This is a genomic window from Acidocella sp. C78, assembly GCF_907164655.1.
Map to the genome: position 1 here is coordinate 65,001 of NZ_CAJQZK010000003.1, position 24,765 is coordinate 89,765.

A 24,765-nucleotide genomic window follows, 5' to 3' on the forward strand; every position below is an offset into this window, starting at 1 on the left:
GCTCATCGAGCGCCTCGGGCTTGGAATCCACCTGCATCCGCAGGCGGGAGGCGGCTTCGTCGACAAGGTCGATCGCCTTGTCCGGCAGGAAGCGGTCGGTGATGTAGCGGTTGGACAGGGTCGCCGCCGCGACGAGCGCCGAATCCGAAATCCGCACGCCATGATGCAGCTCGTATTTCTCCTTGATCCCGCGCAGGATCGAGATCGTGTCCTCGACGCTCGGCTCATCGACGAAGACCGGCTGGAACCGCCGGGCGAGGGCGGCGTCCTTCTCGATGTACTTCCGATACTCGTCGAGCGTCGTGGCCCCCACGCAGTGCAGCGCGCCGCGGGCCAGTTCCGGCTTGATCAGGTTCGACGCGTCCATCGCGCCATCCGCCCGCCCGGCACCGACCAGCGTGTGCATCTCGTCGATGAACAGGATGATCTCGCCATTCGAACTTTCGATTTCCTTCAGCACGGCCTTCAGCCGTTCCTCGAACTCGCCGCGATATTTCGCGCCCGCGACCATTGCGCCGAGATCGAGCGCGAGCAGCCGCTTGCCCTTCAGCGCCTCGGGCACGTCGCCATTGACGATGCGCAGCGCCAGCCCTTCGACGATCGCGGTCTTGCCCACGCCAGGCTCGCCGATCAGCACCGGGTTGTTCTTGGTCCGCCGCGCCAGCACCTGGATCGCGCGGCGGATTTCCTCATCCCGCCCGATCACCGGATCGAGCTTCTGGGCGCGCGCGGCCTCGGTCACGTCGCGGGCGTATTTCTTGAGCGCGTCGAAGGTCTGCTCGGCATTCGCGCTGGTCACGGTGCGGCCCTTGCGGATATCGGCCACCGCCTTTTCCAGCGCCTGCGCCGAGGCGCCGGCGCCGCTCAGCGCCCGGCCCGCCGGCGTGCTGCTGGCGGCAAGGGCGACCAGGACCCGATCCTGCGCGACATATTCGTCGCCGGCCTTCTGCGCCATCTGCTGCGCCGCATCGAGCACCCGCACGAGATCGGGCGTGATCTGCGGCTGCCCTGCCCCGCCGCCCTGCACTTTCGGCAGCTTGCCGATCGCGGCATCGGCGGCGAGGCGCACCGCCGCCGGATCGCCGCCGGCGGCGCGGATCAACCCGCTCGCGGCCCCTTCCTCATCGTCCAGAAACGCCTTGAGCAGATGCTCGGGCGTGATCTGCTGGTGATATTCGCGGACGGCGATGGTCTGCGCGGCCTGCACGAAACCCCGCGCACGTTCGGTGAATTTTTCGAAATCCATTGTACTCGATCCCTTTCATCAGGCGACCTGGCCGGATCATCCCTCACGAGGCGATGGTCCAACCTTGTCCGGTGGACATGGTTGCTGCATTGATCCTGCTCAAGAGGAACCGCGCCCATGACCCTGCTCGTCGATCAACTCTTCCGCTATCCGGTCAAGGGGCTGTCCGCCGAGAGGCTGGCGGCTGCCGAACTCGAAGTCGGGCGGGCGATCGCCTGGGACCGCGCCTTTGCGCTCGCGCAGGGCGATTGCGGTTTCGACCCGGCGGCGCCGGCCTGGCGCCCGAAGGCGGAGTTCCTCTGCCTGGCCCGCAATCATGAGGCCATCGGCATCGACTGCCGGTTCGACGATGCCACGGGCATGCTCACCCTCATCGCGCCGGACGGGGCGGCGCTCGACGCGTCGCCGCTGACCGGGGCCGGGCGCGACGCGCTTGCCGCGTTCCTTGCCGCTGCGCTGCCCGCGGCGATGCGCGGAACGCCCCGGTTCCACCACGTTGCCGGGCACAGCTTCTCCGATCACCGCGAGCAGGTGATCAGCCTGATCGGCCTTGCCAGCTTGCGGGCGCTGGAGGCGGCGGCGGGCGCGCCGCGGCACGGGCTGCGGTTTCGCGCGAATGTCTATTTCGAGGGCGCCGAACCCTGGGCCGAACTCGGCTGGGTGGGCCGCACGCTGGCGATCGGCGGGGCAGAGCTGCGTGTCACCGCGCGGATCGACCGCTGCGCGGCCACCACGATCAATCCCGAAACCCGCGTGCGCGATGCCAACCCCGTCAAGGAGTTGATGACCCATTTCGGCCATGTCGACTGCGGAATTTATGCAGAGGTCGTCCGCCCGGGCCGGATCGCGCCCGGCGATGCGCTCTTTCTCCTGCCGTGAACCTGTCGCGACGGGTGACGCCGGCTGAAAAATCGGCTTAACGTCCCGAAATGCTGACCGACTTACCGAATATGCTGACCCTCTCGCGCATCGCGGCGATCCCGCTGCTCGTCGTGCTGGTCGCGATCGGCTCGCCGCTCGCCGACCTGCTGGCGGCACTCCTTTTCGTTGCCGCCGGAATCACCGACTGGCTCGATGGCCGGCTGGCCCGCAGCCGGAGACAGCTCTCCGATCTCGGACGGATGCTGGACCCGATCGCCGACAAGCTGCTGGTCGGCGCGACGCTGATGCTGCTGGTCGGGTTCCATCGGCTGACCGCATACGGGATCTATCCGGCGATCGTGATCATGTTGCGCGAGATCCTTGTATCGGGGCTGCGGGAATATCTGGCGGGGATCAAGGTCGGGATGCCGGTGACGCGGCTGGCGAAATGGAAGACGGCGACGCAGATGGTGGCCCTTGGGGTTCTTCTGCTTGGCGATTCGGGAGCGGCGGAACTCGGCATCCCCTGGCTTGCGGCCGGCATCATCGGCGGCGCTCTGCTCTGGATCGCCGGCGGGCTGACGCTGATCACCGGCTGGGACTATCTCAACGCGGGCCTGCGGCACATCACCCAGCCCGGCGCCGCCGGCTGACGGGCGGGACATGCCTCCCCTCCCCTTGCGCGGCCCTCAGGGCGCGCCGGTTCTCGCCCTTGTCGGCTGGTCGGGCAGCGGCAAGACGACGCTGCTCACCGCGGTGCTGCCGCTGCTCACCGATGCGGGGCTGCGCGTTTCGACCCTGAAACACGCCCATCACAAGGTCGACCCCGACCAGGAGGGCAAAGACAGTTTCCGCCACCGCGCGGCCGGAGCGCACGAGACGATGCTCGCAACCACGGAACGCTTCGTGCTGTTCCACGATCATCGCTCCGGCGCCGATGAACCCGACCTGCCCGCCCTGCTGGCGAGGATGGCGCCGGCGGATCTGTTCATCGCCGAGGGGTTCAAATCCGCCAGCGTCGCGAAGATCGAGGTTCACCGGCCGATGCTCGGAAAGCCCTCTCTCTGGCCAGATTTCGATGACATCGTCGCGGTGGCCAGCGATGCGCCGCTTGCAGCCGGCGGGCTGCCGGTTCTGCCGCTCAACCACCCGGCCATGGTTGCGGATTTCATTCTTCGATGGCGCGCGGATGCGATTGCTTGAGGTTCACCGCCAATCCGGCGCATAACCGTCGGGAACATTTTCAAGGAAGAAAGATGCGGTCATTTGTCCGTTCCACCCCGCCCCGCATGGCCTTGCCGGGCCCGTCCGGCCTGCGCTGCGCGGCGAGGGCATTGGCCTCGGGTGGGGTTCTGCTGCTGCTCTCCGGCTGCGCGGGGGTTGGCAATTACCTGAGCAGCACGCTGAACCCCTTTGGCGACCCGAACGCGCCAGCCGGCGATGCGGTGAACATGCAGCGCGCCCGTGGCGACAATGTCGCCGTTCAGCCGCTCCGCCCCGAACCCGGCGATGTCTGGCCCGGCAAGGCGGCCCCCATTCCCACCCTGGGCGAGATTCAGAAGCACATGAACGTGCCTCTCGGCGCCGCGTATCGGGATCTCTACAACGCGCCAACGGCGGGCGGGCCGCAAGCGACATACTCGGTTCCGCCCGGGGCGAAAGCGCGGGGACTGCCTTCCGACCACAAGGGCGGCGAAACGACGGATCTGGTCGGCAGCGCGGCGGCGATGCGCCCCTCGCCACGCCCGGGCGAGGCGGGAAAGCTGGTGCCTCGCGCCCCGGCTGTACCGGAATCCCGCGTGCGCGCGGCGAGGCCGATCACGCCGGATGCCGGCCTGCCCGTCGGCCAGACGGTGATGGGACCGCACGGGCCGCTCGGCATCGTCAGCACGCCGAGCAACGGGCGATACCAGACCGTGGCGCCGATCGCCGGCAAGGGCGGTGGCATCCTGATTTCCAACGGCAACGGCACGGCAACGCTGGTTCAGGCGAATGGCCAGGTTGTCACTGTCCAGACAAGGTGACGCGAGCGGCGCGCGGTATCATATAAGAGAGATGAAAATCCTGTATTTCGCATGGCTCCGCGAGCGCATCGGGCTCGCCGAAGAGGAAATCGACCTTCCCGCGGAGGTGACCACCGTGGGCGCGCTGGCGGATTACCTCGCCGGCCGCGGCCCCGCCTATGCCCGCGCCTTCGCCGCGCGGCAGACGATCAAGGCGGCGGTCGACCAGCGCTTCGTGCCGCCGGAAACGCCGCTCGCCGGCGCGGCCGAGATCGCGTTCTTTCCGCCGTTCACCGGCGGCTGAGCCCGAACGCCGTGCCGCGCATCGTCGTTTCGCTGGCGGATTTCGACGTTGCCGCCGAACTCGAGCGCCTGCAGGCGGATGCCGGGGCTGTGGCGAGTTTCGTCGGCGTGGTGCGCGGGCAGGTGGGCGGAAGGCCGCTGGCCGCTCTGACCCTGGAACATTACCCGGGTATGACCGAAGCGACCCTGACCGAGATTGCCGAGACGGCGATGGCGCGATGGCAGCTGACGGATTGCACCATCATTCACCGGGTGGGCCGGCTTGCCCCTGGCGCGCGGATCGTTCTTGCCGCCGCCGCGAGCGCGCATCGGGCGGATGCCCTGGCCGCAACCGCGTTTCTGATCGACTGGCTGAAGACCGACGCGCCGTTCTGGAAGCGCGAGGACTTCGTCGATGGCGCCACGCAATGGGTCGATGCCCGCGACGACGATATTCTGTCACGCAACCGCTGGTAGCTTAACCGTCCAAGTCGGATTTGCGCCCGCACGGGCGCCGGCTTGTGCGCCACTCGCACAAAAACAGCGTATGAACCCCCTTGTGGCCCGTGTTTTGTGCGATACGGTGTCAGAAAAATTTCCAGAATGTCAATTTTAATCTATTTTCACGACACCGGATTTATTATTCAATCGATTATCAGTTCCTTAAAATTATTTTATTGACGACCTCCCCTTGCGGTTGTATTGAATTTCCAAGTTAACTGGGGGTTGCAATGAAACTTCTCATTTTTGGAAATCCGGTCGATAATCGGGACATCCTGACGACCTTCTTCCGCTCCAAGCTGGTGGTCGTGGATGAAACGTCCGATCTTGAAGAAGCGCTGGATCTCACGCGATTCTATGAATACGACGCGGTCGTGCTGCGGGTGACCGACACAAGGCCCGCGGAAATCGAACTCATCCGAAGGTTGCGCCTTACCGGCCTGCGCTGCCCGATCCTGGCGGTCGCACAACTTCTGAGCGAGGCGACGAGGTTGCGCATTCTGGAAGCGGGCGTCGATGACCTGATTGTCAGCGCGATCTCGCATGAGGAAATCTTCCTCCGCGTCCAGAACCAGGTTCGGCGCAGCAGAGGGTTCCAGAGCCCGTCACTCGCCGTCGGCAATGTCGAAATCAATATGAACGCGAAGAAAATCTTCGTCGGGCAGGACGAGATCAGCCTCACCAAGAAAGAGTATCAGATTGTCGAGATCCTTGCGCTGCGCAAGGGCTGCGTTCTGAGCAAGGAGGCGATACTCGATCACCTCTATGGAGGGCTCGATGAACCGAACCCAAAGATCATCGACGTGTTCATCTGCAAGATACGCAAAAAAATGCTCTCCGCCGGCGCCGACGACCTGATCCAGACCAACTGGGGGCGTGGCTACATGATTGTCGATCGCCGGGAAGCCGAGACGAGGATTACCGAAACGCCCATGACGGCGCGCCTGCCATTTTCTCAGCGGGAGCGAAGCATCGCGGGCTGAAGTCCGAACGACCCTGCCTTGCCCGCCTTATTCGGCGGGTTCGGCAGGCTCCGGCTGACCGTGGATTTCCGCCATCTTGCGTTCGACGTGACGTGAGAACACGAATTCCGCGGGCCGCTGCTTGTCGAGCGGAATATCCGCCGCCATCGGGCCTTCGGTGCGGATGCCCTGAATAGCCAGCTTGGCAAGCTTCCACGGCCGCTTGACGGAATCGACCACCGAGGTGGCCTCGAACCCGGAATGCACCATGCAGTCAGCGCATTTTTCGTAATTGCCGACCCCGTACTTGTCCCAGTCGGTGGTTTCCATCAATTCCTTGTAGGTCTTCGCATAGCCTTCGCCGAGCAGATAGCACGGGCGCTGCCAGCCGAACACATTGCGGGTCGGGTTGCCCCAGGGCGTGCATTTATAGGTCTGGTTGCCGGCGAGGAAATCGAGGAACAACGGCGACTGGTTGAACTTCCAGCTAATGCCGCGCGCCTTGCGCTCCTTGCCGTAGCGGAAAATGGCACGGAACAGTTCCTTGGTCCGTTGCCGGTTGAGGAAATGTTCCTGATCCGGGGCGCGCTCATAGGCATAGCCCGGCGATGTCATCACGCCATCCACCCCGATCTCGTTCACGGTATCGAGGAATGCAGCCACGCGGGCGGGATCGGCGCCATCGAACAGGGTGCAGTTGATGGAAACGCGGAAACCTTTCGCCTTGGCGAGCTTGATCGCCGCAACGGCACGTTCGTAGACGCCGTCCTGGCTGACGGCGTGATCGTGCATTTCCCGGTCGCCATCGAGATGGATGTCCCAGCAGAAATTGGGGTGCGGCTTGTACTGGTCGATCTTCTTCTCCAGCAGCAGCGCGTTGGTGCAGAGATAGATGAACTTGTCCCGCGCGAGGATCTTCTCGACGATCTCGGGCATCTCGCGATGCAACAACGGCTCGCCGCCGGCAATCGCAACGACCGGGGCGCCGCATTCATCGACGGCCTCAAGCGCATCGGCGACCGACAGGCGCTGATTGAGGATCGGAGCGGGATAATCGATCTTGCCGCATCCCGCGCAGGCGAGATTGCAACGGAACAGCGGTTCGAGCATCAGCACGAGTGGATAACGCCTGTTTCCGGTCAGGTGCTGCTTCAGCACATAGGCTCCGACCTTGATCGCCTGTTTCAGCGGCACGCCCATCTGTAACTCCTGATAATGATCACCCCACCGAGACGCCGCTCAGGCGTCGCTCACTTCGGCGGGAAGCTTGAACCGCACGTCTTCCGGCGTGCCGGCGAGCGTGTCGATCTCGACCGGGCCGAACTTTCTCAGCCCGTCGATGACGCCCTTCACGAGCACCTCGGGCGCCGAGGCGCCAGCCGTCAGCCCGACGGAGCGGACCCCCTCGAACCACGACGGATCGAGATGGCTGGCATCGTCGATCAGATAGGAGGGGCGCCCAAGCTCGGCACCGATTTCCCGCAGCCGGTTGGAATTCGATGAATTGCGGCTGCCGACCACCAGAATCACGTCCACAAGCTCGGCGAGGTGGCGCACCGCCTCCTGGCGGTTCTGCGTCGCATAGCAGATATCGCGGACATCGGGGCCGACGATGCCGGGAAAACGATCCACGAGAGCGGCAATGATGCCGCGGGTGTCATCGACCGAAAGCGTGGTCTGGGTGATGTAGGACAGCTTGTCCGGATCGGCGACATCCAGCGCGGCCACGTCTTCGACGGTCTGCACGAGATAGACCTTGCCGTCGATCTGGCCGATCGTGCCCTCGACCTCGGCATGGCCGGCATGTCCGATCAGAACGATTTCACGCCCCTGCCCGGCATAGCGCCGCCCCTCGGAATGCACCTTGGCGACCAGCGGGCAGGTGGCGTCGATCACCGGCAAGGCGCGGTCGGCAGCATCCGTCTGCACCTTGCGCGCGACGCCGTGCGCCGAAAATACGGTGATCGCCCCGTCCGGCACCTCGGCGATCTCATCGACGAAAACCGCACCGCGCGCACGGAGATCTTCGACGACATGCCGGTTGTGAACGATTTCGTGGCGGACATAGATTGGCGGGCCGAATTTCACCAGAGCGCGCTCGACGATCTCGATTGCCCGCTCCACGCCAGCGCAGAACCCGCGCGGCTGTGCCAGCACCACCTTCATGACGGGGGTGCCGGCCGCCGAGTCGGCGCGGTCGGTCGGGGTGAGAGACAGATCCATCGTCCGTCGCCTTTCAGAAATCTGAATATCGCAATGCGGACCGCCTGCCCCGGGCATACGTATCCATTCGCCAATTAGGGTATCCGCCGGCGGTTTCGCAAGGGATGGCTCGGGCAGGGCACGCCGTCTCACGACAGTGTTGCGCGCCTGCATCGCAAGATGCCAATCTGTTGTTCCGTTGCCATGCCGTTTTCAAGGCCCTTTTCATGACGGGCACATCGCCCCCATCTGTGGGCGAAGGGTCTATCGCTTCCCGCAATCACCGTATAAAGGGCGCTTCGCCGGCACGATCCGGACGCAAGGGTCGCAACGACGCAGAGTATAAGGAACCAGCATCATGGCTTACCGCTCCAGCGAGACTCCAGAACGGCGCCTGGGGGAGACCGCCTGATGCCGCCGCAGACCCCCCTGCTGGATCGCGTACGGGTTCCGAGCGACATGCGCAACCTTTCGGCCGAGCAGCTGCGCCAGCTCGCCGATGAACTGCGTGCGGAGACGATCGACACGGTTTCCGTCACCGGCGGCCATCTGGGCGCATCGCTCGGCGTCGTCGAGCTGACCGTCGCGATTCATGCGGTGTTCGAAACCCCGCGCGACCGGCTGATCTGGGATGTCGGCCACCAGACCTACCCGCACAAGATTCTCACCGGGCGGCGCGACCGGATCCGCACGCTGCGCCAGCCGGGCGGACTCTCCGGCTTCACCCGCCGGTCGGAAAGCGAGTACGACCCGTTCGGTGCCGCGCATTCCTCGACCTCGATTTCCGCCGGGCTCGGCATGGCCGTGGCCCGCGACCTGAAGGGCGAGACCCCGAAGCGCAACGTGATCGCGGTGATCGGCGACGGCGCGATGTCGGCCGGCATGGCCTATGAGGCGATGAACAATGCCGGGGCGAGCAGGTCGCGCATGATCGTCGTTCTCAATGACAACGACATGTCGATCGCCCCGCCTGTCGGCGCGATGAGCGCCTATCTGTCGCGGCTGATCTCCTCGCGCAGCTTTCTCTCGATCCGCGATTTCGCCGCCCGCATGGCGAAGCACTTTCCCCGGACGATCGAGCGCACCGCGAAACGCGCCGAGGAATATGCCCGCGGTATCCTCACCGGGGGCACATTGTTCGAGGAGCTGGGCTTTTATTACGTCGGCCCGATCGACGGCCATAATCTCGACCACCTGCTGCCCGTGCTGCGCAACCTGCGCGACAGCGAGGGTGACGAGCCGATCCTGCTGCACGTCGTCACCCAGAAGGGCAAGGGCTACGCGCCGGCCGAAGCCTCGGCGGACAAGTATCATGGCGTGTCGAAGTTCAACGTCGTCACCGGCGAGCAGACCAAGGCGCCGCCGGGACCGCCCTCGTATACGAAGGTGTTCGCGCAGGCGCTGATCGCCGAGGCGGAGCGCAACCCGAATGTCGTCGCGGTCAACGCCGCCATGCCCAGCGGCACTGGCCTGGACGCCTTCGCCAAGCGGTTCCCGGATCGCTGCTTCGATGTCGGGATTGCCGAGCAGCACGCCGTGACCTTCGCGGCCGGGCTGGCGACTGAGGGCATGGCGCCGTTCTGCGCGATCTATTCCACCTTCCTCCAGCGCGCCTATGACCAGGTGGTGCACGATGTCGCCATCCAGTCGCTGCCGGTGCGCTTCGCCATGGACCGGGCGGGGCTGGTCGGCGCCGATGGCGCAACCCATGCCGGCGTCTACGACCTCGCCTATCTCGGCTGCCTGCCGGGCATGGTGATCATGGCGCCGTCGGACGAGGCGGAACTCGTCCACTGTGTCGCCACGGCGACCGCGATCGACGACCGGCCCTCCGCCTTCCGCTATCCGCGCGGCGAGGGAACCGGAATCGCGCTGCCGGAACGGGGCGTGCCGTGGGAGATCGGCAAGGGACGGATCGTGCGCGAGGGCAGCAGCGTCGCCGTCCTTGCGCTCGGCCCGCGACTGGGCGATGCGCTGCGCGCGGCCGATGAGCTTGCCGCGAACGGCTTCACGGCGACAATCGCCGATGCCCGCTTCATGAAGCCGCTCGATACCGCGCTGATCGACCAGCTGGCCCGCCATCACGAAGTGTTGATCACGATCGAGGATGGCGCCAGCGGCGGGTTTGGCGCCGCGGTGGGCCATCATCTCGCCTGGTCGGGCGCGTTCGATTCCGGGCTGCGCTTCCGGCCGATGGTGCTGCCGGACCGCTTCATCGACCACAACACGCCCGCAGCCCAGCTGATCGATGCGGGCCTGACCGCGAAGGATATCGTGGCGCACGCGCTGAGCGCGCTCGGCCGCGGCGCGGTGCCCGAAAATGCCCAAGGTTCCGTCGCAATTCCGGCACGGTGAACACTATATCTCAGGGCATGAAACGTCGTGGTCTCCTGGCGGCTGCCGCCGTCACCTCAATCGGCCTCGCGCTGCCCCGGGCGCGCGCGGCCGCCGCTGCGGAAGCCCAGCCGGTCGACGCCCTGGATTCGGCGCTGATCGCGGTGATGAAGGCAGGCAGCGCCGGCAAGAGCTTTGCCGCGCGCTACGCCATGCTCAAGCCGGTGGTGGAGGCCAGCTTCGATCTCGAGCTGATCCTCCAGAATTCTGCCGGCCTGCTCTGGCCGCAGATTCCGGCGGCCCAGAAAACCGAGCTTGGCAAGCTGTTCCGGCAATACACGATCGCGACCTATGTCAGTAACTTCAACGCCTATGGCGGGCAGCATTTCACCACCGATCCGGATATCCGCCGCGCCGGCGACAGCCGGATCGTGTCCACCACCCTGAACGAGCACGACGGCAAGTCGGTCAAGCTCGCCTACGTGATGCGCGAGGCCGGCGGCACCTGGAAGATCACCGACGTGCTCTTCGAGGGCACGATCAGCAAGGTTGCCGCACAGCGCTCCGATTTCAGCGGTCTGATCGACCCGGGTAACGCCGCGCGGCTGATCGAGGCACTGAAGAAAAAAATCGCGACACTGTCGGGCGGGGCGATTCGCGACTGACATGGCCGCGATCCTGCCCGTCTTCGCCGAGGCGCTCTGCGCGGTCGGTCTGATCCAGCAGGCGATCGGCGCCTGCCTCGTCAGCCCGCAACGGACGGCGGCGAAGATACCGGAGCAGGCGCCGCCGATCACGGTCTTCAAGCCGCTGCACGGCGTCGAGCCGTTGCTCGATACCGCGCTCGAATCGTTCTTTCTGCTCGATTATCCTCAATTCCAGCTGATTTTCGGCGCTGCCGACCCGAACGACCCGGCGCTCGCGATCGTCGGGCGACTGCAGCAGCGTTATCCGGCGGTCGATGTCGCGGTGGTAACCGGCCCGCATCGCGAGGGGCGCAACCGGAAGGTCGCCAACCTGATGGCGATGCATGCGGCGTCCCGCCACGATCTGTTCGTCATCTCCGACGCCGATATGCATGTGGCGCCCGATTTTCTCGCCGCGATCGTCACGCCGCTGGCACGACCCGAGGTCGGCCTGGTGACCACATTCTATACCGGCCTGCCGGCGACCGACACGCTCGCGGGCCGGCTCGGCGCCATGCAGATCAATCACGGCTTTCTGCCGGGCGCCGCCCTCGCCCGCGCCCTCGGTCGGCAGGACTGCCTCGGCGCCACCATGGCATTGCGGCGGCGCGATCTCGACGCGATCGGCGGCTTCGCGGCGCTGCTCGATCACCTTGCCGACGACAACGTGCTCGGCCAGCGAATCCGTGCGACCGGCAAGCAGGTGGCGCTCGGCTCGGCGATTCCGGCGACCTCGGTGCCGGAAACCACACTCCGCGCGCTGCTGCGCCACGAGCTGCGCTGGGCCCGGACCGTCCGCGCGCTGGTGCCGCTCAGCTATGCAGGGATCGTGACGCAGTTTCCGCTGTTCTGGGCACTCATCGCCCTGCTGCTGAGCGGCGCAGCCATCTGGGCCTGGATCGGCCTTGCCCTTGCCGCCGGGCTTCGCCACGGCATTGCCCGGCTGTTCGAGCGGCGCCTCGGGTTCGGGCGGGCCAGCGGCGCCGTGCCGATGCTGATGGCGCCGCCGCCGCCCTGGCTTTTCCTCTTGCGCGACGCGGCTTCGGCCGCCATTTTCGCGTTGAGTTTCTGGAGCGACACGGTGGAGTGGCGTGGCCAGACGTTGCAGGCCGATTCCGGCCGCAGCACTGGTGGGAACGGAATTGGTGCCGTCACGCGGCACATGAGTTAGGACCGAAGCAATGATGAAGACCCTGTTCCTGCAACCGCCCTCCTTCGACGGTTTCGACGGCGGCGCCGGCTCACGCTATCAGGCGCGGCGGGAAATCCGCTCGTTCTGGTTCCCGACCTGGCTTGCCCAGCCGGCGGCCCTGATCCCCGGCTCGAAGCTGATCGACGCGCCGCCGGCCGGCCTCACAATGAAAGATGTGATGCCGCATGCCCGCGTGGCGGAACTGGTGATCATCCATACGTCCACGCCCTCCTTCGCCAATGATGTGAAGGTGGCCGCGCAGATCCGGGCGGAAAATCCCGGCGTGAAGATCGGCTTCATCGGCGCCAAGGTCGCGGTGCAGGCCGGCGAAAGCCTCGAGCGCGCCGCGCCGGTGGATTTCGTTGCCCGCAACGAGTTCGACTTCACGATCAAGGAGATCGCCGAGGGCCGCCCCTTCGCGGAGGTCGACGGCATTTCCTGGCGCAACGAGGCCGGCGAAATCGTGCATAACAAGGACCGCGCCACCCTCGAGGATATGAACAGCCTGCCCTTCGTCGCGGATGTCTACAAGCGCGACCTGCGGGTCGAGGATTATTTCATCGGGTATCTGATGCACCCGTATGTCTCGCTCTATACCGGGCGGGGCTGCAAGTCGCGCTGCACCTTCTGTCTCTGGCCGCAGACAGTGGGCGGGCATCGTTACCGCACCCGCTCGGTCGAGCATGTGATCGCCGAGGTGAAGCAGATCCAGCGCGATTTCCCGCAGATGCGCGAACTGTTCTTCGACGACGATACGTTCACCGACAATCTGCCCCGCGCCGAGGCCATCGCGCGGGAACTCGGCAAGCTCGGCGTGACATGGTCGTGCAACGCCAAGGCGAACGTTCCCCGCGACACGCTGAAAGTGCTGCGCGACAACGGGCTGCGCCTGCTGCTCGTCGGCTATGAAAGCGGCAACCAGCAGATCCTTCACAACATCAAGAAGGGCATGCGGGTCGAGGTAGCGAAGCAGTTCACGAAGGATTGCCACGAACTCGGCATCAAGATTCATGGCACCTTCATTCTGGGGCTGCCCGGCGAAACCCAGGAGACCATCCGCGAGACGATCGACTTCGCGAAGGATATCAATCCGCACACCATCCAGGTATCGCTCGCGGCCCCCTATCCGGGAACCTTCCTCTATGATCAGGCGGTTGAGAACGGCTGGCTCGATGCGACGCATGCCGAACTGATCGACGATCACGGCATCCAGATCGCGCCGCTGCATTATCCACATCTGACGCATACGGAAATTTTCGACAGCGTGGAAACCTTCTACAGGCAGTTCTATTTCCGGGTGCCGAAAATCGCCTCGATCGTGGGCGAGATGGTGCGCAGCCCGCAGATGATGAAACGCCGGCTGCGCGAGGGCGTCGAATTCTTCCAGTTCCTGCGCGAACGCCACGCCGCCTGATTGCCCCGGGCGACCGCGGCGATGCGGAAGGACGCCGAGGTCGTTTTCTCGGCCGATGATTTCGGGCTGACCGAAACCGTCAACGAGGCTGTCGAGCGCGCCCATCGCGAGGGTGTGCTCGGCCAGGCCAGTCTCATGGTAGCAGCCCCAGCGGCGCCGGATGCCGTGGCCCGGGCAAAACGCCTGCCCGACCTGAGAGTGGGGCTGCATCTGGTTCTGGTCGAGGGCGCGTCGGTCCTCGGTCATGCCGCCCTGCCAAACATTACCGGGGCGGATGGCCGCTTCGGATCGGACCAGGTGGCCCGCGGCTTCCGCTATTTCGTTTCACCCGCGGCGCGGCGCGAACTCGCGGCGGAAATTCGCGCCCAGTTCGAGGCTTTTGCCGCGACGGGTCTGCCCCTGCACCACGCCGACAGCCACAAGCACATGCATATGCATCCAACCGTCGCGGCGCTGATGATCCGCATCGGGCGGGAGTTCGGCCTGACACGGATCCGGGTTCCGGCGGAACCGCCCGCCGTTCTCGCGGCGTGCGGCGAGCGGCCGGGGCTCGCGGCCCACGCCCTTCATGCGTGGTCACGGGTGCTGCGCGCGCAGGCGCGCCGCGCCGGGCTGGCGAGTCCGGACCAGGTATTGGGGCTCCGCCATTCGGGCCACATGACCCTGGAACGTGTGCGCGCCTATCTCGACGCGCTGCCGCCAGGATCAACCGAGATCTATTTTCATCCCGCAACGCGGCAATGCGCCGCCCTGGCCCGCCTGATGCCGGATTATGAACACGTGGCGGAATTCGATGCCCTGCTCCAGGCGCGCACGGGCTATCCAGGTTGCCAAAGATGATATATACGTAAACAATATTTAATTTTACAACATCAAACGGAAAGGAGGCTTCCAATCGCAGAAACACCTCTTTGTTGAACGATTGTTAATTTTTTTAAATTAACTGTTTGTAAGCGCAGCAGGATACGGAGCATATCGTGTCATCGTCAATATCTTATGGAACCGTTTCAATAACGACCAGTACTACGGGAACAACGAATCTGTTTTCTGTTGATTCATCCGTTCAGTCGGTCATCCAGCAGTTGCTGGACAACAATATAAACAATCTCATTACCCATAATTCGGCCACTCTCAGCGTTAGCGTTGCAACCGTATCTCTGGCGGGCAGTGGCGCCGCGGTTTCCGCGCTGCCAGCGGAACCAACGAACCCTAACGCCTATGTCGATACGCTGCTTACCGGCACGGTCACCGGCGGGGGAAGCACGCTTACCCTGCCCAACGGGCAGACTGGCACGAGCCCGACCAACAACGGAATCAAAGGCATCATAGCTGCCTTCAGCGGCAACGAAACGATCACCGGAGGCTCCGGAAACACCGCTCTCATCGTCACCGGCGCGACAACCAACCTGACCTTTGACCCTCAGGGCGGTGCGGGTATCGACACGATCTATGCCGGCGGCGGCAACAACAATTTCACTCTCGATGGCTATTGGTACGATGTCGTTGTGGCCAGCGGCAACAACACGATCACTGCGGCGCCGAGTGTCTACAATCAGCCAAGCTATAATCACATCACCACCAGCGGCGGCAACAACACGATCAATCTGAATGCCGGCTCCGATAGCCTGACGTCCGGCGGCAACGATACGATCAACGTGGGGACGACAAAGGCCTCGGTCACCGCCAGCGGCAATGCCCTCGTCAAGCTGAAGCGGGTGGATACGGGATATAACCAGGTCAATGCCTCCGGCACGACGACGGTATGGGCCAATGGAACCCACGATTCAGTCACGATCGGTGGGCAAGGTGGTCTCTGGTCCGATGGCAGCGCCAACACAATCACCGATTCGAGCACCGGCCAGGCCCTGATTACCGGCACGAACAACTCGATCACCGCCAGCGCCGCAGCCCCCGTCGCGATTTTCGGGCAGAGCAATGCTGAGACCGCCACGGGGTCGAACATACTCCTGACCTACGGCTCCAATAACACTGTCTACGCTACCGGCGCTGACACAGTCATTGCCAACGGCTCGAACAATACGATTACCGGCACTGGAGCAAGCGATATCTTTCTCAACGGCTCGAATGACGCCGCGATCACGACCAGCCAGAGCCACAGCTTCGTCATTCTTTCCAACACGAGCGGAACAGGCACGAGCGCGACGCTCGGAGGCTCTTCCTATGCGATCGCGGAGGGCAACAGTTCGGTCGTCAGCACCGGGCAGAACTTCACCCTTTTCATCGGCGGCAACAATAGCGAGACCCTGAACGGGGGCTCCACCGCCTTCCTGCTCGGTGGCAACGAGACGATCACTGCGACCGGCACGGGAGCAGCCAGCGTCTATGGCGGCGCCGGAACGCTGGATTTCATCGGCAGCACAAACCAGGGCGTCATCACGCGCGGCACAGGAGCGGTCACTGCCCTCGGTGGTTCGGGCGGATTGGTGGCCTTTGGCGGCTCGAACGGCAACAATTCACTGACCGGCTCCGCCGGGGCGGTGACGCTCTATGGCGGCGGCAATGGTGACACGCTGACCGGCGGTTCGAGCACCAACTACCTGTTTGCCGGCGCTGGGAATGAAACGCTCGTCGGCGGCACGAAGGCAACTGCGAACTACTTCACGTTCGACACCGGATCTGCCAACAAGTCGGACCTGATCAAGAATTTCCAGAGTGGCACCGACAAGATCGACCTCACGGGCAATGTTTCCGTCAGCAGCCAGTCTGTCGTCTCTGGCGGCCTCAACCTGCTTCTGAACGACGGAACCCAGATTCTCGTCAGCGGTCTCGGCAGCAAGCTCAGCGCCAACGTTTCCGGATCGACGACCGTTCTTTCCTGATCCCGGCATGGTCGCCCTCCCACCCGGGGGGGGGCGACCGGTCGCATTCCCATGGCCGGAACAAGATACCCATCGCCTGGTCCGGCGGGTCGCTTATCCACCTTATCCACCTTATCCACCTTATCCACCTTTTCCACAGCCCTGTGGCCCGCCTCCCGCGCTGTCACGCGTTCGTATGACGCGCTAAGAGCGGCAGATGGATATCTCCGAGCTCGCCCGGCCGGGCGCACAACCGAAACTTCCTCCCGCAAATCTCGAGGCCGAGCAGGCCCTGCTCGGCGCGCTGCTGGCCAACAACAAGGCCTATGAGCGGGTTTCGGAGTTCCTGGCCCCCGAACATTTCGCCGATGCGGTGCATGGGAGAATCTACGAGGCCATCGCCCGGCGGATCGAGGCCGGGCAGGTCGCCGATCCGGTAACCCTGCGCGCGACCTTCGAACATTCCGGCCTGCTCGACGATGTCGGCGGCGCGGCCTATCTCGGCCAGCTTCTCACCGCCATGGTCGGCATCATCAATGCCGGCGATTATGGCCGGATCATCTACGATGCCTGGATCCGCCGGCAGCTGATCGAGCTTGGCGAACTCACGGTCAATCGCGGCTTCGGGTCGGACCCCGAGCTGGACGGCACGGCGCAGATCGAGGCGGCGGAGCAGGCGCTGTTCGACCTCGCGACCAAGGGCGGCAGCGAGGGCGCCGCGATGACCTTCGAGACCGCGCTGGCGATGGCGATCGACACTGCCGCCAAGGCCTTCGAGCGCGATGGCAAGGTCTCCGGCCTGACCACAGGCCTTACGGATCTCGACGCCCGGACCGGCGGGTTGCACCCGTCGGACCTGCTTATTCTTGCCGGCCGTCCCGGCATGGGCAAAACGGCGCTCGCCACCAAAATCGCCTTCGGCGCCGCCCAGGCGCTGCTCAGCGAAGCCCGCGCCGAGAACCCGAATGCCGAGGCGAAGCAGTGCGTCGCCGTTTTCTCGCTCGAAATGAGCGCCGAGCAGCTTGCCACCCGTCTTCTCGCCGAGGAGGCGCGCGTCTCCTCCGACCGCATCCGCCGCGGCGAGATCGGGCAGAAGGATTTCGACAATTTCGTCGCGGTGTCGCGCCGCATCGCCCGGCTGCCGCTGATCATCGACGACACGCCGGCGATCACCCTCTCCGCGCTGCGCACCCGCTGCCGAAGGCTGCGGCGCACGCGCGGCCTGGCGCTCATCGTGGTCGACTATCTCCAGCTGATGCGCCCCGCCGCCGGCACAAGGCCGGACAACCGCGTGCTGGAAATCAGCCAGATCACCCAGGGGCTGAAGGCCATCGCCAAGGAACTCTCGGTGCCGGTCATAGCACTGTCGCAGCTCTCCCGCGCCGTGGAATCCCGCGAGGACAAGCGCCCCCAGCTCTCCGACCTTCGCGAATCCGGCACGATCGAACAGGACGCCGACGCGGTGATGTTCGTCTATCGCGACGAGTATTACCTCCAGGCCCGGATGCCCAAGCAGATGGCCTACGATTCAGAGGACAAGTTCCAGGATGCGCTGGCCAAATGGCAGCAGGACATGGAACATGTCCACAACCGCGCCGAGCTGATCCTCGCCAAGCAGCGCCACGGCCCGACCGGCAAGATCGACCTGTTCTTCGAGGCTGAATTCACTCGATTCGCCGACCTCGACACCCAACATGAATGAACGTCGACTGACCTGAAGGGGATGCGCGCGATGGCGACACAAGGCGGCAATGCCTGCGCCGGCCTGCCCGAGGCCGACCTTGCGCGGATCGCGCAGGCGGCCTCGCGCTATGTCGCCGCGCACGGGCTGTTCACCCGCCTGCTGAGCCGGATCGGCCGCACCACCGCGGGGGCGGCGGAACGCGCGCTAAACCTTTTTCTGCCGAACAGCCGCCGGGTGATCGAGGATTATGCCTCCGAAGCCTTGTGGTCGCTGCTCGCCGTCTCGCGCGCCGGTCTCGCCCCGCGGCGCGCGGGAGCGGCGTCCGAGCGGGTCTATCGCGGCGCCGTTGCCGCGAGCGGCGCGCTCTCCGGCCTCGCCGGCGGCCCGCTTTCGCTGGCCGACATTCCGTTCACCATGGCGATGATGTTCCGCGCCATCGCCGAGATCGCCCGCAGCCATGGCGAGGATATTGACGAGTTCGAGACGCGGCGCGCCTGTCTCGAAGTGTTCGGCTTCGGCACGATCCGCGGCGAGGAAGGCGAGGTCGAAGCCAGCTACTGGGCGGTGCGCGGCGCGCTCACCCATGCGCCGCTATCGCTGTTCCTGCGCACGATCGCCTCGCGGTTCTCGGTCATGCTGTCCGAACAGGCGATGGCCGCCCTCGTGCCGCTGGTCGGCGCCCTGTCGGGGGCGGGCGCCAACTACCTGTTCATGAGCCATTTCCAGACCATGGCGCAGGTTCACTTCACCATCCGCGACCTCGAGCGCCGGCACGACCCCGCGCGGGTCCGCGCATGTTTCGATGCGCATGTCGCCCGGCTGCGGGAGCGTCGGCAGATGTTCCGCAACGCCGCATGAACCACCCGACCCTGACCATCGACCCCGGCGCCGTCGCCGCCAACTGGCGGACACTGGCCGCCCGCCATGCGGGCGAGGTCGCCGGCGTGGTCAAGGCCGATGCCTACGGACTCGGCGCGGCCCTGATCGCCCCCGCCCTTGCCGCCGCCGGCTGCCGCAGCTTTTTCGTCGCCACGCTCGATGAAGCTCTTTCTCTGCGCGCCCTGTTGCCGGCGGCGCGGATCGCGGTTCTCAACGGCTGCCCGCCCGGCGAGGAGCGCACGATGCACGCGCGTCGGCTGATCCCGGTGCTCGGCTCGCTCGCTTCCTGCGCGCGCTGGCGCGCGGCGGCCGGCGATGACGGCGCGCCGCCTTCGTTCCTGCATGTCGATACCGGGATGAACCGGCTCGGCCTCGATCGTGACGAGGCAGCCCATCTCATCGCCCATCCAGACCGTCTCGACGGGCTGGGCCTGACGCATGTGATGACGCATCTCATCGCAGCGGAGGAGCCGGATGCGGTGGAAAACGCAGCACAGCAAGGGCGTTTCGCTGCCTTCGCCGCGCGGTTCCCCTGGCTGCGGACCAGCCTTGCCAACTCCTCCGGCCTGTTTCTCGGCCCGACATTCGGCTCCGACCTCGCCCGGCCCGGCTATGCGCTCTATGGCGGCAACCCGACCCCGCAAGGGGCAAATCCGATGCGCCCGGCCATCACCCTCGCCGCGCCGATCCTGCAGATCCGCGCGATCGCGACGGGTGAAACCGTGGGCTATAACGGCACCTGGCGGGCGGCGCGGCCCTCGCGCATCGCGACGATCGGCGTCGGCTATGCCGATGGGCTGCCGCGATCACTGTCGAACCGGCTGACGGCACGCTGGCAGGGGGAGATCATCCCGGTGGCCGGCAGGCTCTCGATGGACCTGACGACGTTCGATGTTACCGATCATCCCGCCATCGCGCCCGGCGACGTTATCGAGCTGATCGGCCCAGGCCATGATATCGACGCCATCGCCGCCGAGGCTGGCACGATCGGCTACGAGATTCTGACGTCGCTCGGCCCGCGCTATCGGCGGGTGGTGAAATCGGTATAATCCCGCGTATGAATCTCGTGCTCGACCCAATCGCCGCACTCGGCCGCCTTGCGCTCGGCTTCGTGATCATGCTCGGCGAACTCGCGCTCTTCGCCGCCGCCGGCCTGTCCGGCCTGGTGCGCCCGCCGTTTCACTTGCGCAATTTCGGCCGCGCGCTGATGGAAATCGGCTATTCGAGCCTGCCGGTCGTCGCCCTCACCGCGGTGTTCACCGGGATGGTGCTGGCGCTGCAGAGCTATGTCGGCTTCTCGCGCTTCGACAGTTCGAGCGTGATCGCGAGCGTGGTGGTGCTGTCCCTCACCCGCGAACTCGGCCCGGTTCTGGCCGGATTGATGGTCGCAGGGCGCGCGGGATCGGCCATCGCCGCGGAAATGGGCACGATGCGCGTGACCGACCAGATCGATGCGCTGACCACCCTCGCCACCGATCCGATGCGCTATCTTGTTACCCCGCGCCTGCTCGCCGGGGTGATCGCCCTGCCCCTGCTGGTGGTGATCGCCGACATTCTCGGCGTGGCCGGCGGCTTCCTGGTTTCCACCGTCAGGCTCGGCTTCGAGCCCAACGCCTATCTGCGCGACACTGTGAACTACCTGCACAGCAACGATGTCGTCTCCGGCCTGGTGAAGGCGGCGGTGTTCGGCTTCGTGATCGCGCTGATGGGGTGCTTTCACGGCTATCGCTCGCGCGGCGGCGCGCAGGGTGTTGGCGGTGCGACCACGGCGGCGGTGGTCTCCGCCTCGGTGCTGATCCTCGCACTGGACTATCTGATGACCCAGGCGTTCTTCTCGTGAGCGGCGCCGAAACGGCCGAGCCGAAAATCCGCATCCGCGGCCTACGCAAGAGCTTCGGCACCAAACGCGTGCTCGATGGCGTGGATCTCGACGTGATGGCGAAGACGAGCATGGTCGTCATCGGCGGGTCGGGCACCGGCAAGTCGGTGCTGCTGAAATGCATTCTCGGCCTGATCCCGCCGGATGAGGGCGAGATATGGATCGACGGTGAAAATCTGCTGACCGCGCGGCCGGCGCGCGCGCGCGCTTTGCGCGACCAGATCGGCATGCTGTTCCAGAACGGCGCGCTGTTCGACAGCCGGCCGGTCTGGGAGAACGTGGCGTTCGGGCTGCTGGCGCGTGGCCGCGTCACCCGCGCCGAGGCGCGCAGGATGGCCGGTGGCATTCTCGCGCAGGTCGGGCTCGATGCGAGCGTGGGCGAGTTGTCACCAGCCGAGCTGTCGGGCGGGATGCAGAAGCGCGTTGCCCTGGCGCGGGCGATCGCGGCCGAGCCGTCGATCATGGTTTTCGATGAGCCGACCACTGGGCTCGACCCGATCATGGGGGCGGTGATCGACGGGCTGATCGTCGATTGCGTGAAACGCCTGGGCTCGACCTCGATCACCATCACCCACGACATGGCGAGCGCACAGCGAATCGGCGACCGGATCGCGATGTTGCAGGATGGCCGGATCATCTGGGAAGGCGATGCCGCGCTGGTGATGAACAGCGGCAACGAGATGGTCGACCAGTTCACCCATGGCCGCCGCGAGGGGCCGATCAGGATGGCGCTGCGGCGCTGAGAGTTCCCGGCGCGGCGGATCTCGTTTTCCGAATCCCTCCGCGCATGGCATCTCGCGCGCGGACTCGGCTGGCCTCGCAAACCCGGGATATGTCCGGTCCATGAAACCAGGACGATCGCCGCGCCTCCGAATCGAGCACGTTCCGATCCATGCGGATGATACTGATACACAGAGCATAAAAAACCCCGGGCCAATGGCCCGGGGCTTCTGAAATATCGGGATTGAAAAATTCAGCTGATAATCGACCCACCAATGAATTTGTTGAGCTGGCTGGCATTGTAACCGACCATCGTAATCTGCGAGCCGTCCGACAGGATCACCGAGGCGGCGCCGAGTGGATAGATGCTGGCCGTGATATTGTTGACGGAGCTGATGACGACGCCGTTGCGTGCGAGCAGCAGGTCCGTGTTCATGTTGAAATTCTCGATAACGGAGCTGCCACCACCGGCCGTGGAGTTCGAAACAAAATATGTATTTGTTGCACCGGTTACTGTCGAACCGTAAATGGTAGAAGAACTGGATGATGTAAAGAAATACTGGGACCCGGCACCTGCAGACGATATCACGTCGTTGCCGGCACCCGCGGCGAATATGTTGTTATTCGTATATTGAGATGCTCCCAACGTCTCGTTGCCGACACCGGCAAAGAGAACATTGTTATTGGAGGTCGAGGCTTGCGCGTTATAACCAGCGACAAGCGTGTCACCGTTGCCTGCCCCAACCAGCGTGAACGCTCCATTGCCGCCTACAAGCTGGTTGTTGCCGGCGGTGCCGCCGTAAAGGAGGCCTCCGCCATTGCCGCCAAACGCCGTCACGGAGCCAGCCTGCCCGAGAACGGTCGAGCTGCCGGTACCGGTGTTGATGAAATCGACGGAGCCGGCATAACCAGTCGGTATGCCGACCCGGACGCTGGCCGAGCCGGTTGCGTTCACCGTGTCGCTGCCATTCAGAACCCTGACGAGATCCTGACCACCGGTCAGCGTCGCCTGGTTGTTGCCCGCCGCATCGATGGTTGTATTCCCACCTAAATCATAGATCGAGTTAACACCCGACCCGCTACCGGCGGTGGTGATCAGAGCGGCTGTCTGTGATCCGATGACGTAGGTGCTGGCCTGGCCATTGCCGGTTACTGAAATCGTGCCAGGCGCCTGCAGGATGACCGTGCTCGCGCTCGAGGGCACCGTGACGGCAACATTGACGCTACCGGCGGTAGAGGCCCCCGAGCCGTTGGTGTTGGAAACTTCGTAAATTCCACCTGTCGTGGCAGAGCCTGTCGTGCTTGACGTTTGACCGGTCACTGCATCGAAATTCGTCAGAGAGACAGTTCCCTGAGCCGCAGCACTAAAATCCGTGTTGAGCAAATTTTGAAGGGACGTAATCTGCGATGAGGTGAGGCCGCTGGATGGAATATACACAATTCCGCTCAGCTTCTGGGAATTAATACCACCACCGATTGAAATACTCGAACTCATACCGAAAACTCCTGAAAATCGTCCTTAACCAATGGTTACCAGATATCCTGTTAGGAGCGTCCGGGCAAGAGAATAGATAGCAAGTTATGATATCAAAAATAATTATAATATCATTTTATGGGCTTAAAATTTGATAAATTCTGTTATTTAAGTAAAAATAAACTATATTCGCAAAAACACATCTCAAAAATGGCAATTACTATTTATTTATAAATTTAATATGCGTTTATTTTTTATTTTTCATTTTTTACGTAAAATTCTTTTTATTTATTTTATGCCCCCTCGTGTTGCAGGCCGCCGCCCTGGAATTCCGGAACAGGAAATCCAGGGAATTGCGGGCGCTACAGTGCGGGAGCCGTTCTGGTTACGCTTCTAAAGACATGGGCGTTAGAGCACGATATCCGAGCCGGATGGATCGGATGTCGTGCTCTATAGTATTGATAAATAGAGCTTCTTTATCCGAGCAGATAACTCCATCTGATCGGATGATGCTCTACGCGATCGCCAGGACGATCTTGCCGATATGCGCGCTGTCCTCCATCAGCTGATGTGCATGCGCAACCTCCCGCCAGGGCAGTGTTTGCGCGATCACAGGCTGGATCTGCCGCGACTCCAGCCACGGCCATACGGTTTCGCGCAACGCGGTGGCGATCGCCCCTTCTCCGCCGTGCTGCGGGGCCGCATCGTCGATCCGGTGACAGTGAGGCGATTCACCATGATCGGGAGCAGATCGATATCACGGGCGACGCTGCCGCCCATGAAGGCAATCTGCACGAGGCGGCCGGACCGGCGCAAGGCACGCAGATTCCGGCTCGTATAGGGCGCGCCGACCATGTCGAGCACGACATCGACGCCGCGCCCATCGGTCAGGCGTTTGATCTCGTCCAGAAAATCCTGTTCGCGATACTGGATCGCCGCCGCCGCCCCGAGGCCCACGCATGCCTCGCACTTCGCGGCGGAGCCCGCCGTGGCATAGACAGTCGCACCGTGCCGCCGGGCCATCTGGATCGCCGCCACGCCGATTCCCGATGTGCCGCCATGGATCAGGACCGATTCCCCGGGCGCCAGCCGCCCCAGGTCGAACAGATTGGCCCAGACGGTGAAATACGTCTCCGGCAAGGAAGCCGCCTCGATCGCACTGAACCCTTCCGGCCAGGGCAGGCACTGCGCCGCCGGCACCGCGACATATTCAGCATAGGCACCGCCATTGCACAGGGCGGTCACCCTGTCTCCGATCTTCCACTGGTCGACGCCGGTGCCGCAGGCCACGATGGTGCCGGCAGCCTCAAGACCCAGGATCGGACTCGCGCCCGGCGGCGGCGGGTACGCGCCCTTGCGCTGCTGGATATCCGGCCGGTTCACACCGGCGGCGGCGACGCGGAGCAGAACCTCGCCCTCGCGCGGCGCCGGGACCAGGCCGGTCGCGAACGACATCACTTCGGGGCCGCCCGGCTGGTCGAACGTGACATGCACCATGGTCTCGGGATGGTTCATCGGATATCTCCTTGATTGGCGTCGGGATTTCGGGGGCATGGGCGGCGTCGGCGGCGCCTATCCGGCCATGTCTCTGACCTATATATATGTGTCATGATCGATCAACCGCTTT

Annotated in this window: 22 protein-coding genes and 1 pseudogene (1 of these 23 cut by a window edge); 18 read left to right on the top strand and 5 right to left on the bottom strand. The window is 64.3% G+C overall.

Annotation, left to right across the window (positions count from 1 at the left end):
• On the bottom strand, positions 1 to 1,246 hold the 5' portion of the coding sequence (clpB, locus tag ACIDOCELLA78_RS000000100055; protein WP_201727850.1) for an ATP-dependent chaperone ClpB. It extends 1,337 nt beyond the left edge of the window; only the first 1,246 of its 2,583 coding nucleotides appear in the window; the start codon lies at positions 1,244 to 1,246; its stop codon lies beyond the left edge, outside the window.
• A gap of 117 nt (positions 1,247 to 1,363) precedes the next feature.
• Between clpB and ACIDOCELLA78_RS000000100060 the strand changes: the two genes are divergently transcribed.
• From ACIDOCELLA78_RS000000100060 to ACIDOCELLA78_RS000000100090, 7 genes are all read left to right on the top strand, one after another.
• Positions 1,364 to 2,125 carry an MOSC domain-containing protein gene (locus ACIDOCELLA78_RS000000100060; protein ID WP_201727851.1) on the top strand — a complete coding sequence of 254 codons (762 nt, stop codon included), beginning with the start codon at positions 1,364 to 1,366 and terminating at the stop codon, positions 2,123 to 2,125.
• Positions 2,126 to 2,175: 50 nt separating this feature from the next.
• Positions 2,176 to 2,760: a CDP-diacylglycerol--glycerol-3-phosphate 3-phosphatidyltransferase gene (gene pgsA / locus ACIDOCELLA78_RS000000100065; RefSeq protein WP_201727852.1), complete on the top strand. Its 585-nt coding sequence runs from the start codon at positions 2,176 to 2,178 to the stop codon at positions 2,758 to 2,760.
• A gap of 10 nt (positions 2,761 to 2,770) precedes the next feature.
• A complete protein-coding gene (mobB, locus tag ACIDOCELLA78_RS000000100070; RefSeq protein WP_201727853.1) occupies positions 2,771 to 3,310 on the top strand; it encodes a molybdopterin-guanine dinucleotide biosynthesis protein B in 540 nt (179 codons plus the stop codon).
• 53 nt (positions 3,311 to 3,363) lie between these two features.
• Complete coding sequence (locus ACIDOCELLA78_RS000000100075; RefSeq protein WP_201727854.1) at positions 3,364 to 4,131, top strand: hypothetical protein; 768 nt, start codon at positions 3,364 to 3,366, stop codon at positions 4,129 to 4,131.
• A 31-nt stretch (positions 4,132 to 4,162) separates the two neighbouring features.
• Positions 4,163 to 4,414 (top strand): molybdopterin converting factor subunit 1, encoded by a 252-nt coding sequence (moaD, locus tag ACIDOCELLA78_RS000000100080; protein WP_201727855.1) that lies wholly within the window; start codon positions 4,163 to 4,165, stop codon positions 4,412 to 4,414.
• An 11-nt stretch (positions 4,415 to 4,425) separates the two neighbouring features.
• Positions 4,426 to 4,869, top strand: coding sequence for a molybdenum cofactor biosynthesis protein MoaE (locus ACIDOCELLA78_RS000000100085; RefSeq protein WP_249675092.1), 444 nt, complete (start codon positions 4,426 to 4,428; stop codon positions 4,867 to 4,869).
• A 254-nt stretch (positions 4,870 to 5,123) separates the two neighbouring features.
• Entirely contained in the window at positions 5,124 to 5,876 is a 753-nt protein-coding gene (locus ACIDOCELLA78_RS000000100090; protein ID WP_249675094.1) for a response regulator transcription factor, read from the top strand.
• A gap of 27 nt (positions 5,877 to 5,903) precedes the next feature.
• On the opposite strand, the gene hpnH is transcribed toward ACIDOCELLA78_RS000000100090, so the two are convergent.
• Positions 5,904 to 7,055: an adenosyl-hopene transferase HpnH gene (hpnH, locus tag ACIDOCELLA78_RS000000100095; RefSeq protein ID WP_201727856.1), complete on the bottom strand. Its 1,152-nt coding sequence runs from the start codon at positions 7,053 to 7,055 to the stop codon at positions 5,904 to 5,906.
• A gap of 39 nt (positions 7,056 to 7,094) precedes the next feature.
• Positions 7,095 to 8,078 (bottom strand): 4-hydroxy-3-methylbut-2-enyl diphosphate reductase, encoded by a 984-nt coding sequence (gene ispH / locus ACIDOCELLA78_RS000000100100; RefSeq protein ID WP_214006273.1) that lies wholly within the window; start codon positions 8,076 to 8,078, stop codon positions 7,095 to 7,097.
• A gap of 390 nt (positions 8,079 to 8,468) precedes the next feature.
• Between ispH and dxs the strand changes: the two genes are divergently transcribed.
• The 11 genes from dxs (at position 8,469) to ACIDOCELLA78_RS000000100155 (ending at position 21,687) form a co-directional block, all read left to right on the top strand.
• Positions 8,469 to 10,412, top strand: coding sequence for a 1-deoxy-D-xylulose-5-phosphate synthase (gene dxs, locus ACIDOCELLA78_RS000000100105; RefSeq protein ID WP_201727857.1), 1,944 nt, complete (start codon positions 8,469 to 8,471; stop codon positions 10,410 to 10,412).
• A 17-nt stretch (positions 10,413 to 10,429) separates the two neighbouring features.
• Positions 10,430 to 11,056 (top strand): ABC transporter substrate-binding protein, encoded by a 627-nt coding sequence (locus ACIDOCELLA78_RS000000100110; RefSeq protein ID WP_201727858.1) that lies wholly within the window; start codon positions 10,430 to 10,432, stop codon positions 11,054 to 11,056.
• 1 nt (position 11,057) lies between these two features.
• The gene (gene hpnI, locus ACIDOCELLA78_RS000000100115) at positions 11,058 to 12,248 is read left to right on the top strand and encodes a bacteriohopanetetrol glucosamine biosynthesis glycosyltransferase HpnI (protein ID WP_201727859.1); all 1,191 of its coding nucleotides are present in this window, start codon (positions 11,058 to 11,060) and stop codon (positions 12,246 to 12,248) included.
• Between the two features lie 10 nt (positions 12,249 to 12,258).
• Positions 12,259 to 13,683, top strand: coding sequence for a hopanoid biosynthesis associated radical SAM protein HpnJ (gene hpnJ, locus ACIDOCELLA78_RS000000100120; protein WP_201727860.1), 1,425 nt, complete (start codon positions 12,259 to 12,261; stop codon positions 13,681 to 13,683).
• Positions 13,684 to 13,704: 21 nt separating this feature from the next.
• The gene (hpnK, locus tag ACIDOCELLA78_RS000000100125; protein ID WP_201727861.1) at positions 13,705 to 14,523 is read left to right on the top strand and encodes a hopanoid biosynthesis-associated protein HpnK; all 819 of its coding nucleotides are present in this window, start codon (positions 13,705 to 13,707) and stop codon (positions 14,521 to 14,523) included.
• 137 nt (positions 14,524 to 14,660) lie between these two features.
• Entirely contained in the window at positions 14,661 to 16,523 is a 1,863-nt protein-coding gene (locus tag ACIDOCELLA78_RS000000100130) for a calcium-binding protein (RefSeq protein WP_201727862.1), read from the top strand.
• A 196-nt stretch (positions 16,524 to 16,719) separates the two neighbouring features.
• Positions 16,720 to 18,204 (top strand): replicative DNA helicase, encoded by a 1,485-nt coding sequence (locus ACIDOCELLA78_RS000000100135; protein ID WP_201727863.1) that lies wholly within the window; start codon positions 16,720 to 16,722, stop codon positions 18,202 to 18,204.
• Between the two features lie 30 nt (positions 18,205 to 18,234).
• Positions 18,235 to 19,044, top strand: a complete 810-nt coding sequence (locus tag ACIDOCELLA78_RS000000100140; protein WP_201727864.1) for an EcsC family protein — start codon at positions 18,235 to 18,237, stop codon at positions 19,042 to 19,044.
• Positions 19,041 to 20,114: an alanine racemase gene (gene alr, locus ACIDOCELLA78_RS000000100145; protein WP_201727865.1), complete on the top strand. Its 1,074-nt coding sequence runs from the start codon at positions 19,041 to 19,043 to the stop codon at positions 20,112 to 20,114. The genes ACIDOCELLA78_RS000000100140 and alr overlap by 4 nt, the downstream gene beginning before the upstream one ends.
• Positions 20,115 to 20,122: 8 nt before the next feature.
• Positions 20,123 to 20,905: an ABC transporter permease gene (locus ACIDOCELLA78_RS000000100150; protein WP_007424104.1), complete on the top strand. Its 783-nt coding sequence runs from the start codon at positions 20,123 to 20,125 to the stop codon at positions 20,903 to 20,905.
• On the top strand, positions 20,902 to 21,687 hold the full coding sequence (locus tag ACIDOCELLA78_RS000000100155; RefSeq protein ID WP_201727866.1) for an ABC transporter ATP-binding protein: 786 nt from the start codon (positions 20,902 to 20,904) through the stop codon (positions 21,685 to 21,687). Before ACIDOCELLA78_RS000000100150 ends, ACIDOCELLA78_RS000000100155 begins: the two co-directional genes overlap by 4 nt.
• A gap of 230 nt (positions 21,688 to 21,917) precedes the next feature.
• On the opposite strand, the gene ACIDOCELLA78_RS000000100160 is transcribed toward ACIDOCELLA78_RS000000100155, so the two are convergent.
• Positions 21,918 to 23,159, bottom strand: a complete 1,242-nt coding sequence (locus ACIDOCELLA78_RS000000100160) for a hypothetical protein (RefSeq protein ID WP_201727867.1) — start codon at positions 23,157 to 23,159, stop codon at positions 21,918 to 21,920.
• Positions 23,160 to 23,652: 493 nt separating this feature from the next.
• Positions 23,653 to 24,653: pseudogene (locus tag ACIDOCELLA78_RS000000100165) on the bottom strand (NAD(P)H-quinone oxidoreductase).
• Between the last annotated feature and the right edge of the window lie 112 nt (positions 24,654 to 24,765).